15 protein-coding genes, 2 tRNA genes and 1 pseudogene are annotated in these 18,303 nt (G+C 55.3%); 10 read left to right on the forward strand and 8 right to left on the reverse strand.

All coding sequences use genetic code 11. The features are described 5' to 3' along the window. Nucleotides 1–7 precede the first annotated feature (7 nt). Nucleotides 8–1,045, forward strand: a complete 1,038-nt coding sequence (gene selD, locus KJS55_RS14760) for a selenide, water dikinase SelD (protein ID WP_213543930.1) — start codon at nucleotides 8–10, stop codon at nucleotides 1,043–1,045. Between the two features lie 196 nt (nucleotides 1,046–1,241). On the opposite strand, the gene KJS55_RS14765 is transcribed toward selD, so the two are convergent. From KJS55_RS14765 to yedE, 6 genes are all read right to left on the reverse strand, one after another. Beyond that, nucleotides 1,242–1,338, reverse strand: a tRNA-Sec gene (locus KJS55_RS14765). Next, the gene (selB, locus tag KJS55_RS14770) at nucleotides 1,331–3,250 is read right to left on the reverse strand and encodes a selenocysteine-specific translation elongation factor (protein ID WP_213543727.1); all 1,920 of its coding nucleotides are present in this window, start codon (nucleotides 3,248–3,250) and stop codon (nucleotides 1,331–1,333) included. The genes KJS55_RS14765 and selB overlap by 8 nt, the downstream gene beginning before the upstream one ends. Next, nucleotides 3,247–4,596 (reverse strand): L-seryl-tRNA(Sec) selenium transferase, encoded by a 1,350-nt coding sequence (gene selA / locus KJS55_RS14775; RefSeq protein WP_213543728.1) that lies wholly within the window; start codon nucleotides 4,594–4,596, stop codon nucleotides 3,247–3,249. Before selA ends, selB begins: the two co-directional genes overlap by 4 nt. 145 nt (nucleotides 4,597–4,741) lie before the next feature. Continuing rightward, the gene (locus KJS55_RS14780; protein ID WP_213543729.1) at nucleotides 4,742–4,981 is read right to left on the reverse strand and encodes a putative Se/S carrier protein; all 240 of its coding nucleotides are present in this window, start codon (nucleotides 4,979–4,981) and stop codon (nucleotides 4,742–4,744) included. A gap of 3 nt (nucleotides 4,982–4,984) precedes the next feature. Continuing rightward, nucleotides 4,985–5,194: a sulfurtransferase TusA family protein gene (locus tag KJS55_RS14785; protein WP_187028768.1), complete on the reverse strand. Its 210-nt coding sequence runs from the start codon at nucleotides 5,192–5,194 to the stop codon at nucleotides 4,985–4,987. A 44-nt stretch (nucleotides 5,195–5,238) separates the two neighbouring features. Then, a complete protein-coding gene (gene yedE / locus KJS55_RS14790) occupies nucleotides 5,239–6,288 on the reverse strand; it encodes a YedE family putative selenium transporter (RefSeq protein ID WP_213543730.1) in 1,050 nt (349 codons plus the stop codon). Between the two features lie 173 nt (nucleotides 6,289–6,461). Between yedE and KJS55_RS14795 the strand changes: the two genes are divergently transcribed. The 5 genes and pseudogenes from KJS55_RS14795 to KJS55_RS17740 all read left to right on the forward strand — a co-directional run. Further along, entirely contained in the window at nucleotides 6,462–7,637 is a 1,176-nt protein-coding gene (locus KJS55_RS14795) for an aminotransferase class V-fold PLP-dependent enzyme (RefSeq protein ID WP_213543731.1), read from the forward strand. Between the two features lie 75 nt (nucleotides 7,638–7,712). After that, nucleotides 7,713–8,084, forward strand: a complete 372-nt coding sequence (locus tag KJS55_RS14800) for a metal-dependent transcriptional regulator (RefSeq protein ID WP_187029139.1) — start codon at nucleotides 7,713–7,715, stop codon at nucleotides 8,082–8,084. 277 nt (nucleotides 8,085–8,361) lie between these two features. After that, complete coding sequence (locus KJS55_RS14805; RefSeq protein ID WP_187028762.1) at nucleotides 8,362–9,528, forward strand: phosphoglycerate dehydrogenase; 1,167 nt, start codon at nucleotides 8,362–8,364, stop codon at nucleotides 9,526–9,528. Between the two features lie 501 nt (nucleotides 9,529–10,029). After that, nucleotides 10,030–10,106 (forward strand) — tRNA-Arg (locus KJS55_RS14810). Between the two features lie 372 nt (nucleotides 10,107–10,478). Then, a pseudogene (locus tag KJS55_RS17740) lies at nucleotides 10,479–10,626 on the forward strand (ParA family protein); the annotation flags it as partial. A gap of 699 nt (nucleotides 10,627–11,325) precedes the next feature. Here the strand turns inward: KJS55_RS17740 and KJS55_RS14820 are convergent. After that, complete coding sequence (locus tag KJS55_RS14820; RefSeq protein ID WP_187028755.1) at nucleotides 11,326–11,673, reverse strand: helix-turn-helix domain-containing protein; 348 nt, start codon at nucleotides 11,671–11,673, stop codon at nucleotides 11,326–11,328. Between the two features lie 268 nt (nucleotides 11,674–11,941). Further along, nucleotides 11,942–12,847 carry a LysR family transcriptional regulator gene (locus KJS55_RS14825; RefSeq protein ID WP_187028753.1) on the reverse strand — a complete coding sequence of 302 codons (906 nt, stop codon included), beginning with the start codon at nucleotides 12,845–12,847 and terminating at the stop codon, nucleotides 11,942–11,944. A gap of 374 nt (nucleotides 12,848–13,221) precedes the next feature. Here KJS55_RS14825 and preA point away from each other — a divergent pair, with 374 nt between their 5' ends. From preA to KJS55_RS14845, 4 genes are all read left to right on the forward strand, one after another. Beyond that, on the forward strand, nucleotides 13,222–14,436 hold the full coding sequence (gene preA, locus KJS55_RS14830) for an NAD-dependent dihydropyrimidine dehydrogenase subunit PreA (RefSeq protein WP_187028751.1): 1,215 nt from the start codon (nucleotides 13,222–13,224) through the stop codon (nucleotides 14,434–14,436). Between the two features lie 27 nt (nucleotides 14,437–14,463). After that, a complete protein-coding gene (locus KJS55_RS14835; RefSeq protein WP_187028749.1) occupies nucleotides 14,464–15,819 on the forward strand; it encodes a dihydroorotase in 1,356 nt (451 codons plus the stop codon). Between the two features lie 78 nt (nucleotides 15,820–15,897). Next, a complete protein-coding gene (locus KJS55_RS14840) occupies nucleotides 15,898–16,890 on the forward strand; it encodes an ornithine carbamoyltransferase (RefSeq protein WP_187028747.1) in 993 nt (330 codons plus the stop codon). Nucleotides 16,891–16,958: 68 nt separating this feature from the next. Further along, complete coding sequence (locus KJS55_RS14845; RefSeq protein WP_187028745.1) at nucleotides 16,959–18,239, forward strand: nickel-dependent lactate racemase family protein; 1,281 nt, start codon at nucleotides 16,959–16,961, stop codon at nucleotides 18,237–18,239. The last annotated feature ends 64 nt before the right edge of the window (nucleotides 18,240–18,303 follow it).

The following is an 18,303-nucleotide window of genomic DNA, read 5'->3' on the forward strand; positions in this document are numbered from 1 at the left end:
GATCAGGATGGCCAAGGACCTGCCCTTGACGCAGATGACCAGGGCTGCTGGCTGAGCGGCTAAGCTGGGGCCGGGTGCCCTGACGAACATCCTGGCGGGACTGCCCAACCTGCGGGATGAAAACCTGCTAGTGGGGTATGACAGTAGCGATGATGCCTGTGTCTACCAAATTAGCGACGAGCTGGCGGTGATCGAGACTGTGGACTTCTTCACGCCTATCGTAGATGATCCCTATACCTTTGGGCAGATTACGGCAGCCAACGCACTCAGCGATATCTATGCCATGGGGGGAAAACCGCGGCTTGCCATGAACCTGCTCTGCGTCCCCAACTGCCTTCCTCCGGAGAGCATCCGAAAAATTCTGGAGGGTGGGCACGATAAGGCGATGGAAGCTGGCTGCGTAGTGGCCGGAGGACACACCATTGAGGACCAGGAGCCCAAATATGGCCTTTGTGTGACCGGCTTCGTCCATCCGGACAAAATTTTGAAAAACATAGGAGCAAAGCCCGGTGACGTGCTGGTTTTGACAAAGGCGCTGGGCACTGGAGTTTTGACCACAGGAGCGAAGGCTGGGCTGGTGTCGGAGGAGAACTATGCCGCTTTGATCGCCAGCATGACCACGCTCAATAACCGCACTGGTGAAGAGATTGTAAATGCAGGCGCGCACGCCTGCACAGACGTCACCGGCTTTGGACTGCTGGGCCACGCGCTGGAGATGGCTGCGGGCAGCAGCGTGACGCTCCGGCTGTACACGCAAGCGCTGCCGCTGCTTCCAGGGGCCAGGGAGCTGGCGGAGATGGGAATCATCCCTGCTGGAGCATATCGGAACCTGGACCATGTCCGACCAGATCTACAGGGGCTGGAGGAGACGGAGCAGGCTCTTGCCGACCTGTGCGCCGATCCTCAAACATCGGGTGGTCTTCTGGCAGCTTTGCCTGCAGAGCGGGCAGAGCCGCTTCTGGCAGCGCTGCGGGAATTTGCACCCCACAGTGTGATTGTGGGCCGGGTGGAACCGCTGCAAGCATCGTATCTTGTTTTAGAATGAGAGAGGAAAACGCCGCTTATGCGGCGTTTTTCTCTGCCCACACGAAGAACAGCGCGGAGAGCGGAGAATTGTATAAGAAATAGGGGAGGGCCAGCGAGGCTGATGGTTGCATAAGGAAAAAGAGGCGCAAGGAAGCGGGCGGAAAGTCTGTTCGGTCTGATGGAGAGAACAGACGTGGAGCTTTGCGCCGACGATGTGGCGGGGGTATGTGGGAATCGAACCCACCCGGGCGGCCGCTCGCCGCCCACACTGGTTTTGAAGACCAGGGGGCACACCAGCACCCAGCTACTCCCATGTAAAAAAGGAATCTGATACCAGACGGCGGGCATTGCCTTCCCGCTGGGTGAGACCCTGGCGGTCCCAGAACTCCAGCACCAGCAGGGCGTAATCCCGAGAGGAGCCTAGCAGGTCCCGAAATTGGGCCAGCGTCAAAGTCTCGTGAGCAGTAAACCACGCCTCCGCCGTTTGGCGGCAGCGCCGCATCTCCGCGGCAGAGCAGAGAAGTCCCTGGGTCAGCGGGATCAACTCTCCACCGGTGAGGAGGCTTTCCAGCACTTGGCGGCAGTCCGCTTGATCCCGCAGGGAAAATCCCCGCAGCAAGTCCTCTGACTTGACAGCCTTTGCGCTGCTTTTTTCACATAGGGCCAGCAGCGTTTCACGGATCGTGCTCTGACGGCGGGTCAGACGCACCTGAAACCCTGGCAGCGCATAGCGCTCTCCGGCGCGCTGAAGTTCTCCCAACTGTACCAACATGGACAAGACGGCATTGGCCGCGTCCGCATCAAGAGAGGCGAGCGCCTTTTGGCGCAGTTCTGCGGGGCGAATGCCGGAGTGGAGCGGTTGAGCGGTGTGGTAACGCTCCAGAATGCCGCAGCAGCGAATACGAAACTGCTCCAAAGCAGCGGCGGAGAGGTAGCGGTGTGGCAGCGGTTCCAGAACCTCTCCCCGGCTGAGCAGGGGCCGCAGCTCCGAGTTCAGGGAATCCGGAGGCAGAGCAAGAGCCTTGGAAAGCTCCGCCAGGGCTGGCATCCCACCGGCTGCCAGGACCTGCAGAATGCGCTGCGCTCCATCGCCTTTCTCCAGAACCGTCAGGGCAGAGAGCACCGCCGGGTCTCCGCGCTTGTGGCGGCATGGCAACGGGTCCAGAATCACTCCGCCGCCAATGGTCTCCAGCGGCGAGAGAAAGCGGATGACAAAGCGATCCCCGCATCTTGCGGCGAAGGGTTCCGCAAGGCGAAGCTGGGCATAGGCGCTCTCGCCAGGATGCAGCACCCCACACTCCAAAAGGACCACTCGAGCAAGATATGCGGAGGCTCCGTGGTATAGATGAACCTGAGTGCCTGTGCGGATCGTTCGGCGGGAGGAGGGGAGAAGCTGGAGACGTACATCCGCCGTCAAGCTTGCAGGGAGGGAGCCAGGAGCAACCAGTGTATCGCCCCGATGGAGCTCTCTTTTTTTGACACCTGCCAGATTCACCGCCACTCGCTGGCCAGCCTCGGCCTCCCAAACATCCCGGCCATGAACCTGCAGTCCCCTCACTCGGGTGGCACGGCCAGAGGGCGCGAGCTCTGCCACGCCGCGACAGCGGATACGGCCTTCTAACAGCGTGCCAGTCACTACAGTGCCAAACCCCTCCACGGTAAAGACCCGATCAATCGGCAGCCGAAAGGAAAGAAGGGGGTTCCGCTCCTGGACACGTTGAACCATGTTTTGAAGCAGGCTCCTTAAACCAGGGATTCCGTGACCTGTCCGGGCGGAGACTGCCGTGACCGGCTTTCCGTCAAGAAAGGTGCCACGGACCTGCTCCCGGGCCTCTCTCTCTGCCGCTAACAACCGGTCGGCATTTACCAGGTCTGCCTTGGTGAGGACCACCAGCCCTTCTCGCAGCCCCAGGAGAGAGAGAATTTCCAGATGTTCGGCGGTCTGAGGCATCCAACCCTCGTCCGCAGCTACCACCAGCATGACAAAGTCCATGCCAGCGGCACCGCAGAGCATGTGGTGGATGAATTTTTCATGTCCTGGGACGTCTACGATGCCGGATTGAGAGCCGTCCTCGAAATCCAGATGGGCAAAACCCGGCTCAATGGTGAGCCCTCGGGCCTTTTCCTCCGGCAAACGGTCCGTATCGATGCCGGTCAGGGCTCGGATCAACTCCGTTTTCCCGTGGTCCACATGTCCGGCAGTACCAATGACCACGTGTTTCATAAAAGTACCCCCCGAATGGTTCTGGCAAGATAGGCAAAATCTTCATCCCATAGGGTCCGCAGGTGGAGCAGACAGCGCTCCCGCTGGACATGGACAATAATAGGGCGCTCTGCTGCCCGCAGACTCCGCGCCAACTCCGCAGCGGAACAGGCGGCAGGAGCAATCGCCACGGCAAAGCCCGGCAATGCCGTATCAGGAAGGCTCCCACCCCCGGCTGGCTCCTCCGTCTCCACAATCTCCGCGGGAAGGCCCGCCAGCAGCTCCGCCAGGGCCTCCGCGCGGCGGCGCAGCGTATCTGGAGGGACGGTCAGCATCCGTAACGCTGGAATTTCATCCGCAGCCCGCCGGGGGTCCCGATAGGCCTCCAGTGTGGCCTCTAATGCCGCCAGGGTCAGCTTGTCTACTCGCAGTGCCCGGGTCAGGGGGTGGCGCTTCAAAGGCTCCAGCCATTGGACGCGGCCTACCAGAATTCCGGCCTGGGGGCCGCCCAGCAGCTTGTCACCGCTGAAGGTGACGATGTCTGCGCCATATTTTACGCTTTCCTCCACGGTGGGCTCGCCGCCGGGGAGGGGCAGCAGGCACCCGGACCCCAGGTCCTCAATGACTGGCAGGCCCCGCTCATGGGCCAGCTCCACCAGATCGGACAAAGACACGCTTCCGCTGAAACCCACAATGCGGTAATTGCTGGTATGGACCTTCAAAAGAGCTCGGGTCTCTGGTTGGATGGCGTCCCGGTAGTCCCTCAGATGGGTTTTGTTGGTGGCGCCCACCTCCCGCAGGCGGCAGCCGCACTGGGCCACGATCTCCGGAATCCGGAAGGAGCCGCCGATCTCCACCAGTTCTCCCCGGGAGATCACTACCTCGCCGCCGTTGCCGATGGCACTGAGAGCCAATAGCACTGCAGCGGCATTGTTGTTCACTACCAGAGCACTCTCTGCGCCGGTAAGGGTGCGCAGCAGCGCCTCTACCCGGCTGTGGCGGGAGCCTCGGCCACCGGTGTCCAGGTCGTACTCCAAATTGGAATAGCGGCGGGCCGCGTCCCAGGCGGCTTGGGCGGCGGATTCCGAGAGACACGCACGGCCCAGGTTCGTATGCAGCGGAACGCCGGTGGCGTTGAGGACCTCCCGCAGGCGGGGACGGTCTTCGGCCCGCATCAGGATGGTCCGGCAGAAGTCCGCCTCCGAGGGGACAGTCTGCAGCTCGCCAGAGAGAAGACCCTCGCGCACCTCCTTCGCCGTTTGGCGGGCAAGGTCCACAGCCACGGTAGGAGAGAGGGACGCCAGTTCTGGACGGCGCAGCAGATCGTCAATTTTCGGGATGCTCTTCAAGAGCATATTGGTATCCATCCTCCGCCTCCTTGTTGCGTTCTATCCATTCCATTATAGCAAATTTTAATAGATGTACAAGACAAAAAAATAAAATAATATAACTCTATTTAAAAATACAATGATAAAACCGCCCCCCAGCCTAGGAGAGGCGGTTTCTGTCTATTTATAAATTAGATTGAAGCTCCATGTAACTGTTTCCCACCTGACAGAACAGGCACTCCCAATCTCCTTCGGCTGGCAGAGGCGGAGGGGGCTTTGCAGTGAAGCGGACACAGGTGCCGCAGGAGGAACTGACCTGCCGGGGGACAGGCATCAGGGCGCAGTCGATCCCCGCCTCCCGCAGCTGCCGGCCAAAGCGCACCGCTCCAAAGTGGGAGAAAAAGGTTGCGATATAGGTCTCCATGCCTTACTCCGCGCTCAGCGTCACGCTGTCGCCGCTCTCGGAGACCGTCACCGTTTTCCCCGCCTTTTGGAGATAGCGGGTGACATTCTGCTGGGCGGTGTGGTCGTCTACCAGAATCTCATAGCGGGCTGCGTCCTGCTTCAAAGCCTCCATTGTCAAAAGAACCGGCTGGGGACAGGAGAGCCCTCGGGCATCTACTTTGATGGTTTCCATCCAGATATGACTCCTTTCGCAATCATCACTGATAAAAGAGGATGTTACGCCTTTCTCGGCATGTTGCACAGGGCGATGATGACCATCACGGCAAGTGCGGCCACGCAGGCGATCCCACCTGCCGGCGTTGCGCCGGCGGTGGAGGAAGCCAGACCGAAGTTGTGACAGCAGGCGGCTCCCACCAGCATGCCAAGCACGGCCATGGCGGAGTCCGTATTGCCCTCTCCGGTCAGAATCAGCTGGCGGAGAGGGCAGCCGCCCAGAAGGACGGAGCCGAGGCCGACAGCGGCCAGACCCAGGAAGTTCCAGAGACCGTCCGTGTGGGCCACTGGCTGATCAGCCAGGGAGAGATGGAAGTTTCCAAGCGCCGCGTTACCGATCAGAGTCACCACAAAAATGGCCAGAAAACCAGAGAGTAGGGTCCAGTCTCGGAAGAGCACCACATCCCGGATACCACCCACCATGCAAAGGCGTGTGCGCTGTGCGGCGGCACCCACGGCAAGACCGGCGATCAGAGAGACGAGAAGGGGGGCATGAAGAGAGCCAGGACCCTCCGCACTGAAAAAGAGAAAGGAAGGAGTGGCGAGCAGCAGGACCAAAAGCAGAACGTTGGCAATCGGAAGGCCCAGTCCCTCGCCCTTGTTTTGGCGGTAGCTGCGCCCTAGAGAAAAGCCCTTTTTCAAAAATACCACACCGGCCAGGATACCGGCCACAAAGCCAACAAGCCCCACCAGCGCGTTGACGTCGCCGCCGGCCAGACGCAGCACCATTCGCAAAGGGCAGCCTAAGAACACCAGCGCGCCCACCATCACACCGAACCCCAGTACAAAACGCAGAACAGGAGAAGAGCCGCCGCGGGGAGAGAAGTCGCCCTTTACAAGGGCCATCATACAGGCGCCGCAGACAATGCCGATGATCTCCGGGCGGATGTATTGCACAGCCTCTGCACGGTGCAGTCCCAGGCTGCCGGCGATGTCTCGTATAAAGCAGGCGATGCAAAAGCCCATATTAGCCGGGTTGCCCAAATAGGTCAGGAGGATTGCACACAGTCCCACCAGAGCGCCGGATGCCAGAAGCGTTTTCTTTCCACCCATGATGAAAGGCCTCCTAATCATGATGTTTCTTCTACTTTACTAAATCTGGCGGGCTTTGTAAAATTGCTTTTCCCAATAGATGGATGCGCTATTAAAAAAATTAATAGGAGGCGGTTTGCCTCCAGGGGACATCCCTGCTATAATGTTCATCAATACACCACAGGAGGTGCCGGATGGAGCATATTTACCTGGATTATGGCAGCACCGCTTTCCCCAAAGCCCCTGGTGTGGGGCAGGCTATGGCGGACTATATCGACCAAGTAGGGGTCAATATCGGCCGTGGAGGTTACGAGGCTGCCTATCACACCGCGGAAGTGGTGTTGGACACCAGGGAGCGGCTTTGCCGCCTGTTTGGATGGAACAGGCCAGAGAGTGTGATTTTCACGAGCGGCGTCACCGCGTCGCTGAACATATTGCTCAAGGGCTTTCTGCGGTCTGGTGATCGGGTGGCGGCCACCTCCATGGAGCATAATGCGGTTCTGCGCCCTTTGGCACAGCTGGCGCAGTCGGGAGTGGAGGTGGAGATCATCTCCTGTGAGCGGGACGGCTCCCTGCCGCCGGAGCGGCTGGAGGAGGCTTTGCGGAGGAGGCCGCGGGCGCTGGTGATGACTCATGCCTCCAATGTCTGCGGCACGCTGCTTCCGGCGGAGGAAGCAGCGGCGCTCTGCAGGCGGTACGGCGTCCGGATGATTCTGGACTGCGCCCAAACCGGAGGCGTTTTCCCAGTGGATATGCTTGGCTGGGGGGTGGACGCCCTGGCCTTTGCAGGGCATAAGGGACTTCTGGGACCTCAGGGGATCGGCGGCTTTCTGATTACCGGGGAGATGGCAATGGAGGTAACGCCCCTGCTGGCAGGCGGCACCGGCAGCCAGTCCCACCTGGAGACGATGCCGGACTTTCTGCCGGACCGCTTTGAGGCGGGGACGCTGAATCTGCCGGGAATTTTCGGCCTCCGGGCAGCGCTGGACTATGTGGAACGGCAGGGGATTCATACTCTGCGCCAGAGGTCCATAGCCAGAACGGATCAGCTTCTGCGTGGGCTGGCCCGCATCCGGGATATCCGCGTGGTGGGCAGGCCCGGCACGGAGGGACGAGGCGCAGTGGTGTCCGTGGACTTTCTGCACCTGGACAACGCACAGGCGGCTTACGAACTAGAGAACCGCTGGGGGATCGAGACCCGCTGCGGGCTGCACTGCGCGCCTAAGGCGCATCAGACCCTGGGGACTTATCCTCAGGGAACTGTACGGTTCACACCGGGGCACGCCACCACGGAGGAGGAAATCGACCGTGCGGTGTCGGCTATCGAAGAGATTGCGAAGGAGAGGGAAGGATTTACCTTGCACTTTTAAAGAAAATTTGATAAAATGAAAGAAAATGTTACTGGAAGCCTTGAATGGAGCGGATGGATCAAGGAGGTGGCTGAGCTGGTCATTCATGAATCTGCAGAGGACTATTTGGAGTCGATTCTGATCCTGCAGGAGCAGCGGGGAGAGGTACATTCCATTGATATCGTCAATCGCTTGGGGTATTCCAAGCCCAGCGTCAGCATTGCCATGAAAAAGCTGCGGGAAAACGGTTATATTTCCATGGCACCGGATGGCGCCATTACGCTCAATGACAGCGGGCTGGAGATTGCCAGCCGGGTATATACGCGGCACAAGGTCCTTACAGAGCTGTTTGTGCGGTTGGGCGTGAGTGGGGAACAAGCTGCTGAAGATGCCTGCCGTGTGGAGCACGATCTGAGTCAGGAGACCTTTGCGCGAATCCAGGAATTTGTGCAGCAGAAAACCCTGTAAGGCGATAGGCCGCTCACGGACGGTTCGTAGGTGGTCTTCTATCCATCTTCACATCATCACGGACGCGCAGGACCGTCACGTGCTCTGATCATTTGCCTTTGGATGGATCAGTGGTGGGACTCCTTTGAAAGATACTACCTTTTTTCACAAAGAATCCGCCATCAGGCGGATTTTTTTTGGCTTTCCCTCTATTGACCCGACTTTCAACGCGGCCCTATAATAAAATTACCAAGTTATCGAGTTGTATCATAGCCCCGTTTGATATGGAGGAAACGTCATGTATCAGATCAAAATCTTGAATAAAATCTCCCCCGTTGGGCTGGAACGGTTCGAGTCGGATCGATATACTGTTGGCAGCGAGGTGGCTGGAGAGGACGGCATCGTGGTCCGGTCTGCACCTTTGCTGGATTATGAATTTCCTGAGAGCCTGCTGGCCATTGCCAGGGCGGGAGTAGGCGTCAATAATATTCCCATTGACCGCTGCTCCGAGGCCGGCGTGGCGGTGTTTTCCACCCCCGGTGCCAACGCGAATGCCGTGAAGGAGCTGGTGCTGTGTGCTATGCTGATGAGCTCCCGCGATGTAGATGGCTCTATCCAGTGGGTTCGGGAGCAGGTAAAAGCCGGCGTGGAGGTCTCCACGGTGGTGGAAAAGGGAAAATCCGCGTTTGTAGGTCCGGAGCTGTATCGAAAGACGCTGGGGATTATTGGCTTGGGCGCCATCGGTTCCTTGGTGGCGAACATGGCCATTGCCCTTGGCATGGACGTCTACGGATATGATCCGTATCTTTCGGTAAACGCTGCCCTGCGTTTGGACCGCCATGTTCATGTGGTACAGGATATCCGAGAGCTGTACAAGCGTGCGGACTATATTACGGTCCACATTCACTATACGCCTCAGACCAAACAGATGATTGATGAAAAGGCCATTGCTGCGATGAAGCGGGGGGTACGGTTTATCAATTTGGCCAGAGGAGAAATTGTGGACGATGAGGCGATGATAGCAGCGCTGGATTCTGGTTGGGTCGCGGCTTATATGACAGATTTCCCCAATAACGCACTGGTACAGACGCCCCATGTGGTGGCGATGTCTCACTTGGGCGCTTCTACGCCGGAGAGTGAACAGAACTGCGCCGCCATGGCAGTAGACGAACTGAAGGACTATTTGGAAAACGGCAACATCCACAATTCTGTGAACTTGCCGGAGGTGGTCATGGAGCGCAGCGGCCTGATGCGGCTTTGCGTGATCCATAAGAATGTACCGGCCATGCTGGCCAATATCACGGCGCTGCTGAGCAGAGACGGGATCAATGTCGAAAACCTCAGCAACAAGTCCAAGGGAGACCTGGCTTACACGATGGTTGATCTGGGGGCACCGCTGGAACAACGCGTGGTGGACGAGGTGCGCCAGCTAGCAAATGTCATTCGGGTTCGGGCTATCTTATGATCGCCCAGGTTCCTGAGGGATAGAAATCAGGAGAAGCAAGGCGGCCGATTTCGCTGTCGGCCACCTTGCTTTGCATAGAATTTCTTCTGAGAAGCATTGCCTCCGACAAGGAAGGGCGGCAGAAGAAAGCCCCATTGCCTGATAAATTAAAATTTATCTCTTTATTTACTTTATCATATGTTCCTGTTCGTATGAATGCTTGGTGAAATCGACAGAGTTAGAAACCATGAGTCCAAAGGGAAAAAGAGAAGAAAATGAAATTGCGTTGACAGGGACATAAAAATCAGTTACAATAAATGCCGCCTGGATATCAGAACAACATGGCTTCCTATGTACTCCAACCTTCTTGTAGAGGAGATTTCCTTTGTAATTATTGGATTTAAGGGGCATGCCTCCGTAGCTCAGCTGGATAGCAGTGTTCGCTTCCTAGGTAGGGAACAGAGCGCCCCACTCCGAGGGCGCAGGTGTACGGAAACCAGTTTTAGTCCCGTAATTTCATAGGCCCGCGTAGCTCAGTTGGATAGAGCGACCGCCTCCTAAGCGGTAGGCCAGAGGTTCGAATCCTCCCGTGGGTGCCATTATCAGCACAAAATCTTTGGCTTTTCCGAAGATTTTGTGCTTTTTCTATAACTTTTGGAAAGGTATAAGAAAACGCTATATTCCTCACCTGAATGGTGGGCGCTCAATCCTATATTTTTTGCTAATCGCTGTTACTCCCCAACGTACTTTGAACTACATACGGTTTTTCGCCAGAAACCTTGCTAATCAATTAGCAAGGTTTTTGTTTTTGGCGTCAAAAACGAGGTGTTTTGCTAATCAGGAAAAGAAACGGCTAATGGGAAAACGGAGCAGTTGCCGGTTTGAATATTTTTGTCCTGCCCAAAGCCCACATAGCCGTCTAAAAATCCATTTTGACAGCTATGAATTTACAGTAGGCGGACAAGTGCAAAGTGATTGCCGTCGCCAATCAAAAGGGCGGCGTGGGTAAGACAACCACGGCGGCCAATTTAGGCGTAGGACTGGCACAACAAGGGAAAAAGGTATTGTTGTTGGACGCATATGCCCAGGGGAGCCTTAAGGTGAGCCTGGGCGTGGAGAACTCGGACGCATTGGACACAACCATCTCCGACCTGATGCAGAGCATTGTGGACAATAGGGATCTTTCGACGCTGGACAAGGGGCGTCTTGAAAAACATTGAGTGGGTCGATGAGGACTACGTTATCCTCCGCTACGCCGAATGACCACATGCCGATCCGCTGACGGTCCTCGTCTTGTTCTTTGGAATATATCCATAGGTTCTCATCGTATCTGCCCTCCTTTGCGTGATCATGGTTTCATTGTGGAGGAGCCTTTCGCCGGAGCGATTTTATTTTGCGGCGAGAAATCAGGAAAGCGGTCGCTCCCCGTAGCCGCTTTCCGCATACTTGCAATGAGTTTTGTTTGTCGGGCCATCCTTCTCCGCCGCATCATACTATGTTCAATTTGGAAAGTCTATTGAAAGATAGATTCAGATGGTGAAATAACACGCAGGTAAACATGACGATAGACGATGTTTTTGTCATCGAAAATGCGCCAAACAAAAAGAGAGCTGAGAACATTCTCAACTCTCTTTTTGTTTGGCCCCATACCGACTGATTCCCCCTCCTGGTGACACATTGTGTCCCCCTTTTTGGGGGGTACAGGCCTTTTATTGAGCTGCATGCTGGACGATACACGGTGCTGATCTGGGCGGCATGAAGTAAGGTGTCACAAGCCTTGCCCAGAAGCCAAAATCCGTATTCACAACGAACAGACCGTTAAAACTGTCTCCGGCCGGCATGGAGCATATCCAGCAGATCGTTCACAAGCTTGTTCATAGAAATCAGTTCTTCTGTAGACAAGCCCACCAATTTTGCGGCAATATAGTCTGCCGTTGGAGTGGGTTCCTGACCTCGCAGAAGCCATTCACTTGAAACGCAGAGAGCGTCACAGAGGCTCACAATAGTCTCCAGAGAAGCGCCGGCAATTCCCCGTTCTATCGTGGAGACAAACTGGGTGGAACGGTTGATTTTTTCCGCCAATTGTTCCTGCGTCATTCCGGCTTGCTCACGTGAAAACTGGATGCGGCAACCGATTGCGACATTGAGCGGCTTTTTCTTCTGCATGATGGCACAATCTCCCAATAATAATGCCTTATTTTACAGTAAATGGCATTTGATTAAAATAGCATATTATGATTATGATTATAATTATAATATGCTTAATTTCCGGGCGTTGGTGGGAAGAGAAACACGGAATCCTTATGAGCCGGGAGAAATACAGCAGCCCGGTCTGAAAAAGACGGGGCTGCCATGAGATAAGTGATTCTGGAAAGGACATCAGGCCAGCTGATGCTGTATTTGTGACAGCAGATTTCCAATGGAAATGCCGGATTTAGCGGCAGAGGCCGTTGCTATAATCAATCAGCATTTTTTTGAATCGATTGGCGGCAATGCTTAGACGGCGGGTTTTGTCCTCTACCAAAAGGATTTCACGCTCCGGCATCTCCATACAGAGTGGGATCTGAAAAACACGCCCAGTCTCAATCGCATTTCTGGCAAGAAAGTCTGCGAGAAAACCAATCCCCAGGTTGCATTCGATCATGGGGAGAAGCTGGTTGGTGGTTCCGACTTCTGTGTCCAGCTTCCAAACCAGGCCGTTTTTCAAAAACAGCTGGGTGTAAAACTCATATGTCATGGTCCCTTTGCCAAGGCCAATCATAGGATAGCTGAGGATGTCCACATAATGGAGAGGCGTTTTACACAGGAAACGGTACTGTCTGCTCCCAATCAGGAGATCGTGAAAGGTGGAGAGAGTGGTTTCATTGAAATGCGGCAGAATATTTGTGGGGGTCGTCACAACCGCAAAATCCGAGACGCCATTCCGTAGCAGTTGGAGCGCTTGAGATGTGGAGATATTGGAAATGCAGAGGCGGATGCCGGGATAACGCGCATGAAAATTCTCCAACACAGGCAGCAGAATCCCGTGCAGCGCACTCTCGCAAGAGCCGATTGTCACCACGCCGCTCTGTAGGCTTTTGTCATCTGTGAGTTCCAGTTCCGCTTTCCGCAGGTGCTCATAGGCAACAGCAACGTGGGTATAGAGTTTTTCGCCTTCGGGAGTCAGCACAGTCCCCCGGTTAGACCGCACAAAAAGCTTGCATCGCAGCTGACTCTCCAGATTATTCATGAATTTTGTAATATTGGGCTGGTTACTTCCCAAAACATTGGCCGCTTTGGAAAAACTTTTATATTTGGCTACGTAATAAAAAATTCGATAGTAATCATACGTAATTTCCACGTCATACACCCCTCCATGTATTTTTTACATAATCAATATGTTATACATGTATTTTACACGTCGTCATGATCAGCATATACTAAAAGTTGAAAAAAGGAAAGAGCAATTTTGTAAAAAAGACTGGTGAGTTTATGGTGAGAAGGGCTTTTTGCCAGTCTGTCCCAAGGGCACAGGGGGTAACAGTGGTGGAAAGCTGCGGACCTGCCGAACTGGGACGGCAGTTTTTCTTGTTATTTTTGATGCCTGGAAGATCTGCTCTGGAGAGGAGAGGCCAGTGTGCTGGTTCCGGGCATCGGAATATGAAAGATGCCGCTGTTAAAAAAAGATAACGGCAAAACTACCGGCGACTACAAAAAGAATGTGAGGGTGACAAAATGTACAAAGATTTCCAAGGAACTCATGGCGTCAATTTGAGCGCGGATGTCTGTGGTGTCAAATTACCCAACCCGTTTATTTTGGCATCAGGCCCGGAAACCGACTCTGCAGAGAAAGTCCTGCGTGCATTTGACTGTGGTTGGGGCGGCGCAATCCTTAAAACGGTTGCAATGGATCTGAACGCGCATACCAATGTAACTCCCCGCTTCAATACGGTGAAAGTCAATGGAAAACCAGTAGGCTTCACAAACATGGAAGTCAGCAGCACCCATGATTTGGACTGGTGGGCAGAGGTGGTGCACAGAATCAAGAGAGAATTCCCGGACCGGCCCATCTTCGCATCCATTATGCGAACATCCAACCGCAATGAGGACGATTGGGTGAAGGCTGCAAAGGTGTTCACACAAGCTGGCGTTGACGGTTTTGAACTGAACTTCTCCTGTTCCCACGCTTTCCACTCTGCAGGCGGAGGCGCTTCCATCGGCAAAGATCCCGCAGCGACGGAGATGATTACAAAGTGGGTGCGCTCTGCGACAGATAAACCGGTCATTGCAAAGCTTGCCTCCATTACATCGTATATTTGGGACATCGCGGCTGCTGCCATGCGCGGCGGAGCCGACGGCGTCAGCGCCATCAACAGCGTACCTGGTATCTCCGGGTTTAACTTGGACACCATGGAACCCTATCCCAACGTAGAGGGCTTTTCTTCCTTCACTGGCTACAGCGGCCAGGCTATCAAGCCCATTGCCCTGCGCTGCATCGGAGAGGTTCTGACCAGAATGGACGTTCCCATGGTTGGCTGCGGTGGCATGTGGACCTGGCAGGATTGCGTGGAGTTCATCCTGATGGGATGCAGCGCCACAGAGCTGTGCACGGCGCCCATGTTCAAGGGCTTTGCGATGGTGGAAGGCCTGGTGGAAGGCATGTCCAAGTATCTGGCTGATAAAAACTTCAGCTCTTTGGACGACATCCGCGGCGTGGGCCTGAAACGGTTCATGGATCACGGAGACCTGCCAAGAGACCACAAGATCCAGGCCCATGTGGACACGGAAAAATGCCGTGGCTGCGAAATCTGTTATCATGCCTGCCAGGACGGAACCGGCGATGCCATTGAGATGCGCGACGGTAAGGCGTTTGTGACAGACCGCTGCATTGGCTGCGGCCTCTGCCCGCTGGTTTGCCCGGCCGGCTGCATCAAACTGGAACACAAGTAAGCGGAACCCATTGAAGGGAAGAGCGCAATGGCTGCAAAGACCTTAGATATAATGATCCAGAATGTAGACATTGTCTACAGTGATAAGGTGGTCAGAGGAAATCTGGGGATTCGGGATGGAAAAATTGTACCGGCGACAGGCGAGGCCCGGGAAGTAATTGATGGTACGGGCTTGACGGCGCTGCCGGGGCTGTTGGACACACATGTACATATTCGCGCTCCGGGCATCAACCACCGGGAGACCTTTTACAGCGGCACCTGCGCCGCCGCTGCGGGCGGCATCACCACTGTGTGTGAAATGCCGGTTTCGCGTCCGGCCACCAGCACGGTGGAACTGCTGGAGGAACGCTCTGCGGCGATGGAGAAAGAGGCAGTCGTGGACGTGGCGTTTTACGGCGCTGCCGGATACGACAATTTGAAGGACGTTGGTCCGCTGGCAAAGGCCGGTGTAATCGGGTTTAAAACCTTTTCCCAAAGGGCTGTTCCCGGCCGGGAAAATGAGTTCTACGGGCTGACGGCTCCCGACTCCGGTGCGCTTTACCGGGTGTGCGAGGAAGTGGCCAGAACAGGGAAAATCTTGGCGGTTCACGCAGAATCTGATCCGTTGATTGACCTGGTGAACAGCGATCCGCACTATCAAAAGTATGTGGCGGCACCGTATTACGCGCGTCCGGCCATTGTGGAGATGGATGCCATTGCAAGGTCGGTGGTCATTGCCGCAGATACCGGCGCACGAATCTCCCTCTGCCATACCAGCAATCCCAGGGCGGTGGAGCTGATTCTGGGGATGCGCCGGCCGGAGCAGGAGGTCTACATCGAAAGCTGTGTACACTATTTTGAGGGTAGCACAGAGGACGCGCTACGCCTGGGCCCGTGGGGGAAGCTGAAGCCGCCTTTGCGCGAGGCAGACGGTCTACCGCAGATGCGCCGCCACTTTGCTGTGGGCCACATTGATATGCTGGGCAGCGACCATGCTCCCTTCACCAGGGAGGAGAAACTGGCAGAAAAGACGCCGGATGGATTGGCGACGATGGAACTGACACTGCCGATGCTGCTCTACCGTGTAAAAACAGGGGAATTCTGGCTGGAGCAGATTGCGGCCTATGCCAGCGAACGGCCTGCAAGAATTTTCGGGCTGTATCCCCATAAGGGAAGCCTGCGTGTGGGAGCAGATGCTGATGTGGTCCTGGTGGATTTAAACCGTACGTATGCGGTAGAAGTGGACAACCTGTTTACGCAGGCAAAGGACTCTGCCCGGCTCTATCAGGGACGTGAGACTGGCGGAACGATTATGCGGACGATGGTTCGAGGAAAGACCATCTATGAAGACGGCCGCATTGCGGCAGAGCCGGGATGGGGAACCAGAGTTCGCCCCAATCCATAAGCTGCATGCAGCACCTGGTCAGTGAGGTTATCGAAACCTTGCAGATATTAAACTATTAGAAAAGGAGCAGATGAAGAAATGAACACATTAAGAGGAAAAAACTTTTTAAGCATTATGGATCTGTCCAAGGCAGAGCTGGAGTGGCTGATTGACGAGGCTCTGTATCTGAAGCACCAGCTGGACCGCGGCGAGCGTCACGACGAACTGCTGAAAAACAAGAGCTTCGGCATGATCTTTGCAAACCCCTCCACTCGTACCCGCGTTTCCTTTGAAACCGGCCTGACCCAGCTGGGCGGACACGCACAGTTCTATAACTCCACAGAGATGCAGCTGGCCCACAAGGAGTCCTGGGCGGACACCGCCAAGGTCTTGAGCCGCTATCTGAACGGTCTGTTGATCCGGATCTATGACCTGCCTGAGCTGGGCATGGGCCGTGAAGTGGTCCGCACCGTTGCTGAAAATGCTTCTATCCCCGTCATCAATGCCTTGGATGACTTTGAGCATCCCTGCCAGTGCATTGCCGACCTTGTCACCATGAAGGAGAAGTTCGGTGAGGACTTTAAGAAGAAGAAGGTGGTCATGTCCTGGGCCTATTCCGAGCGCTTCAAGCCCGCCGGCGTTCCTCAGGCTATCTTGGCTGCTGCTGGCCTGCTGGGCATGAACCTGACCCTGGCTTATCCCGAGGGATATGACCTGCATCAGGAGTACATGGACTACTTTAACAAAGTAGCGCCCTCTTCCGGCGCCAAGCTGGAGATCACCCACGATCTGAACGAGGCATCCAAGGATGCCATCGTCATCTATGCAAAGAGCTGGGGCTCTTACTCCATCCCCAGAGAAGAGGATCTGAAGTATCGCGAGCAGTTCAAAGATACCTGGTGCGTCAATGACCACCACTTTGAGCTGGCCGATCCCAACGCCATCTACATGCATCCCCTGCCCGCCAACCGCAATCAAGAGGTCACGGACTCTGTCATGGATGGCCCGCACTCTGCCGTCTATGATCAGGCTGAAAACCGCTTGCATGCCCACAAGGCCATTTGCGTTGGCCTGATGTCCGATAAGATCTGATTGAAGCAGAAACGGATTCCGCCCCATCAGCTGAGATGGGGCGGAACCGGAAGGGTGGATAAGGCGATATGTCACTGAAAACGCTGAGTGTCCCCTGGGGAGAGGGGAAAAAGGAGTTTCAGTTGCCGGAAGAATCCATTGTCTGGACAATCAGCCCGAAAGCAATTAAGCCTGTTCAGGATGAGCGGGAAGAAATTCTTCGGGCCATGCGGGAGCCCATTGGTATGCCGCCGATTCCGGAAGTGCTGGGAGACCCCGCAGGTAAGCGGATCGCTATCGTCGTTGATGACAATACGCGGGTAACTCCGGTCAACCGGATTCTGCCGGTGGTGGTTGACGAGCTCAATCGGTACGGCGTACAGGACTCCCAGATTACGGTCATCATGGCGCTGGGGTCTCATCGCTATATGACGGACGCGGAGATTGAAGAGCGGGTTGGCACAGAGTGCTATTCCCGCCTGCGGGTTATGAACCACGAGTATGATAACCCGGATCAGCTGTCTTACTGTGGGAAAACAAAGTTTAATTCACCGGTTTATGTAAATCGGACGTTTGTCGAAAGCGATTTCGGCATGTGCATTGGAAACATCATCCCCCATTTTGTGGCCGGATGGTCCGGCGGCGCCAAAAGCATCCAGCCAGGAATCTGCGGCGTGGACACGACTGCCGTTGTCCATCTGAACAGCAGCCTAGATTGGCCGGAGCGATTTGGAAATGCAGAAAACGACATTCGCTTGGACATTGAGGAGATTGCCAAAAAGGCAGGACTGAAATTCATCGTTAACACCATTTTAAACTTGAATGAAGAAATGGTGCACGTTGTTGCCGGCGAACCGAAAACGGCACACCGCAGAGGCGTTCAGTACGCACAAGAGGTGTATCAGCAGGAAGTGACCGTTCGGCCGGATGTGGTCATCGTCGGCTCCTATCCGGCCAATCGCGACCTGTGGCAGGCGGGAAAAGCACTTGCTGCGGGATGCATGAGTGTTCGAAAGAACGGGACGATTATTTTGGCGGCTCCCTGCTTTGAAGGAGCATATCCGGAGCATCCGGATGTCATGCAGCTGGGGACAATGGACCCGGTGGAGATTTTCAATCTCAGCAAGAGCGGAAAGTTTTCTGATGTGGTTGGATCCACAGGATACATCAGCGCAGGTGTGATGCGGCAGATGGCAAAGGTCATTTTGGTATCAGATGGGATCGACCAAAAAACAACTGAATATTTGGGATACAAGTATGCGCCTTCCATTCCGGAGGCAATTCACATTGCCCGCGAACTGGAAGGAGACAATGCAAAATTTGGATTGTTGACGCATGGAGCAGATCTAGTCCCCCGTGTCATGGAATAGACGGAATGTCTAGAGCAAGAAAAATAGGGGGGAGACCCAGAAGTGAAGAATGAGTAACTTGAAG

The sequence above is a fragment of the Pusillibacter faecalis genome (assembly GCF_018408705.1).
GTDB classification, from domain to species: Bacteria; Bacillota; Clostridia; order Oscillospirales; family Oscillospiraceae; genus Oscillibacter; species Oscillibacter faecalis.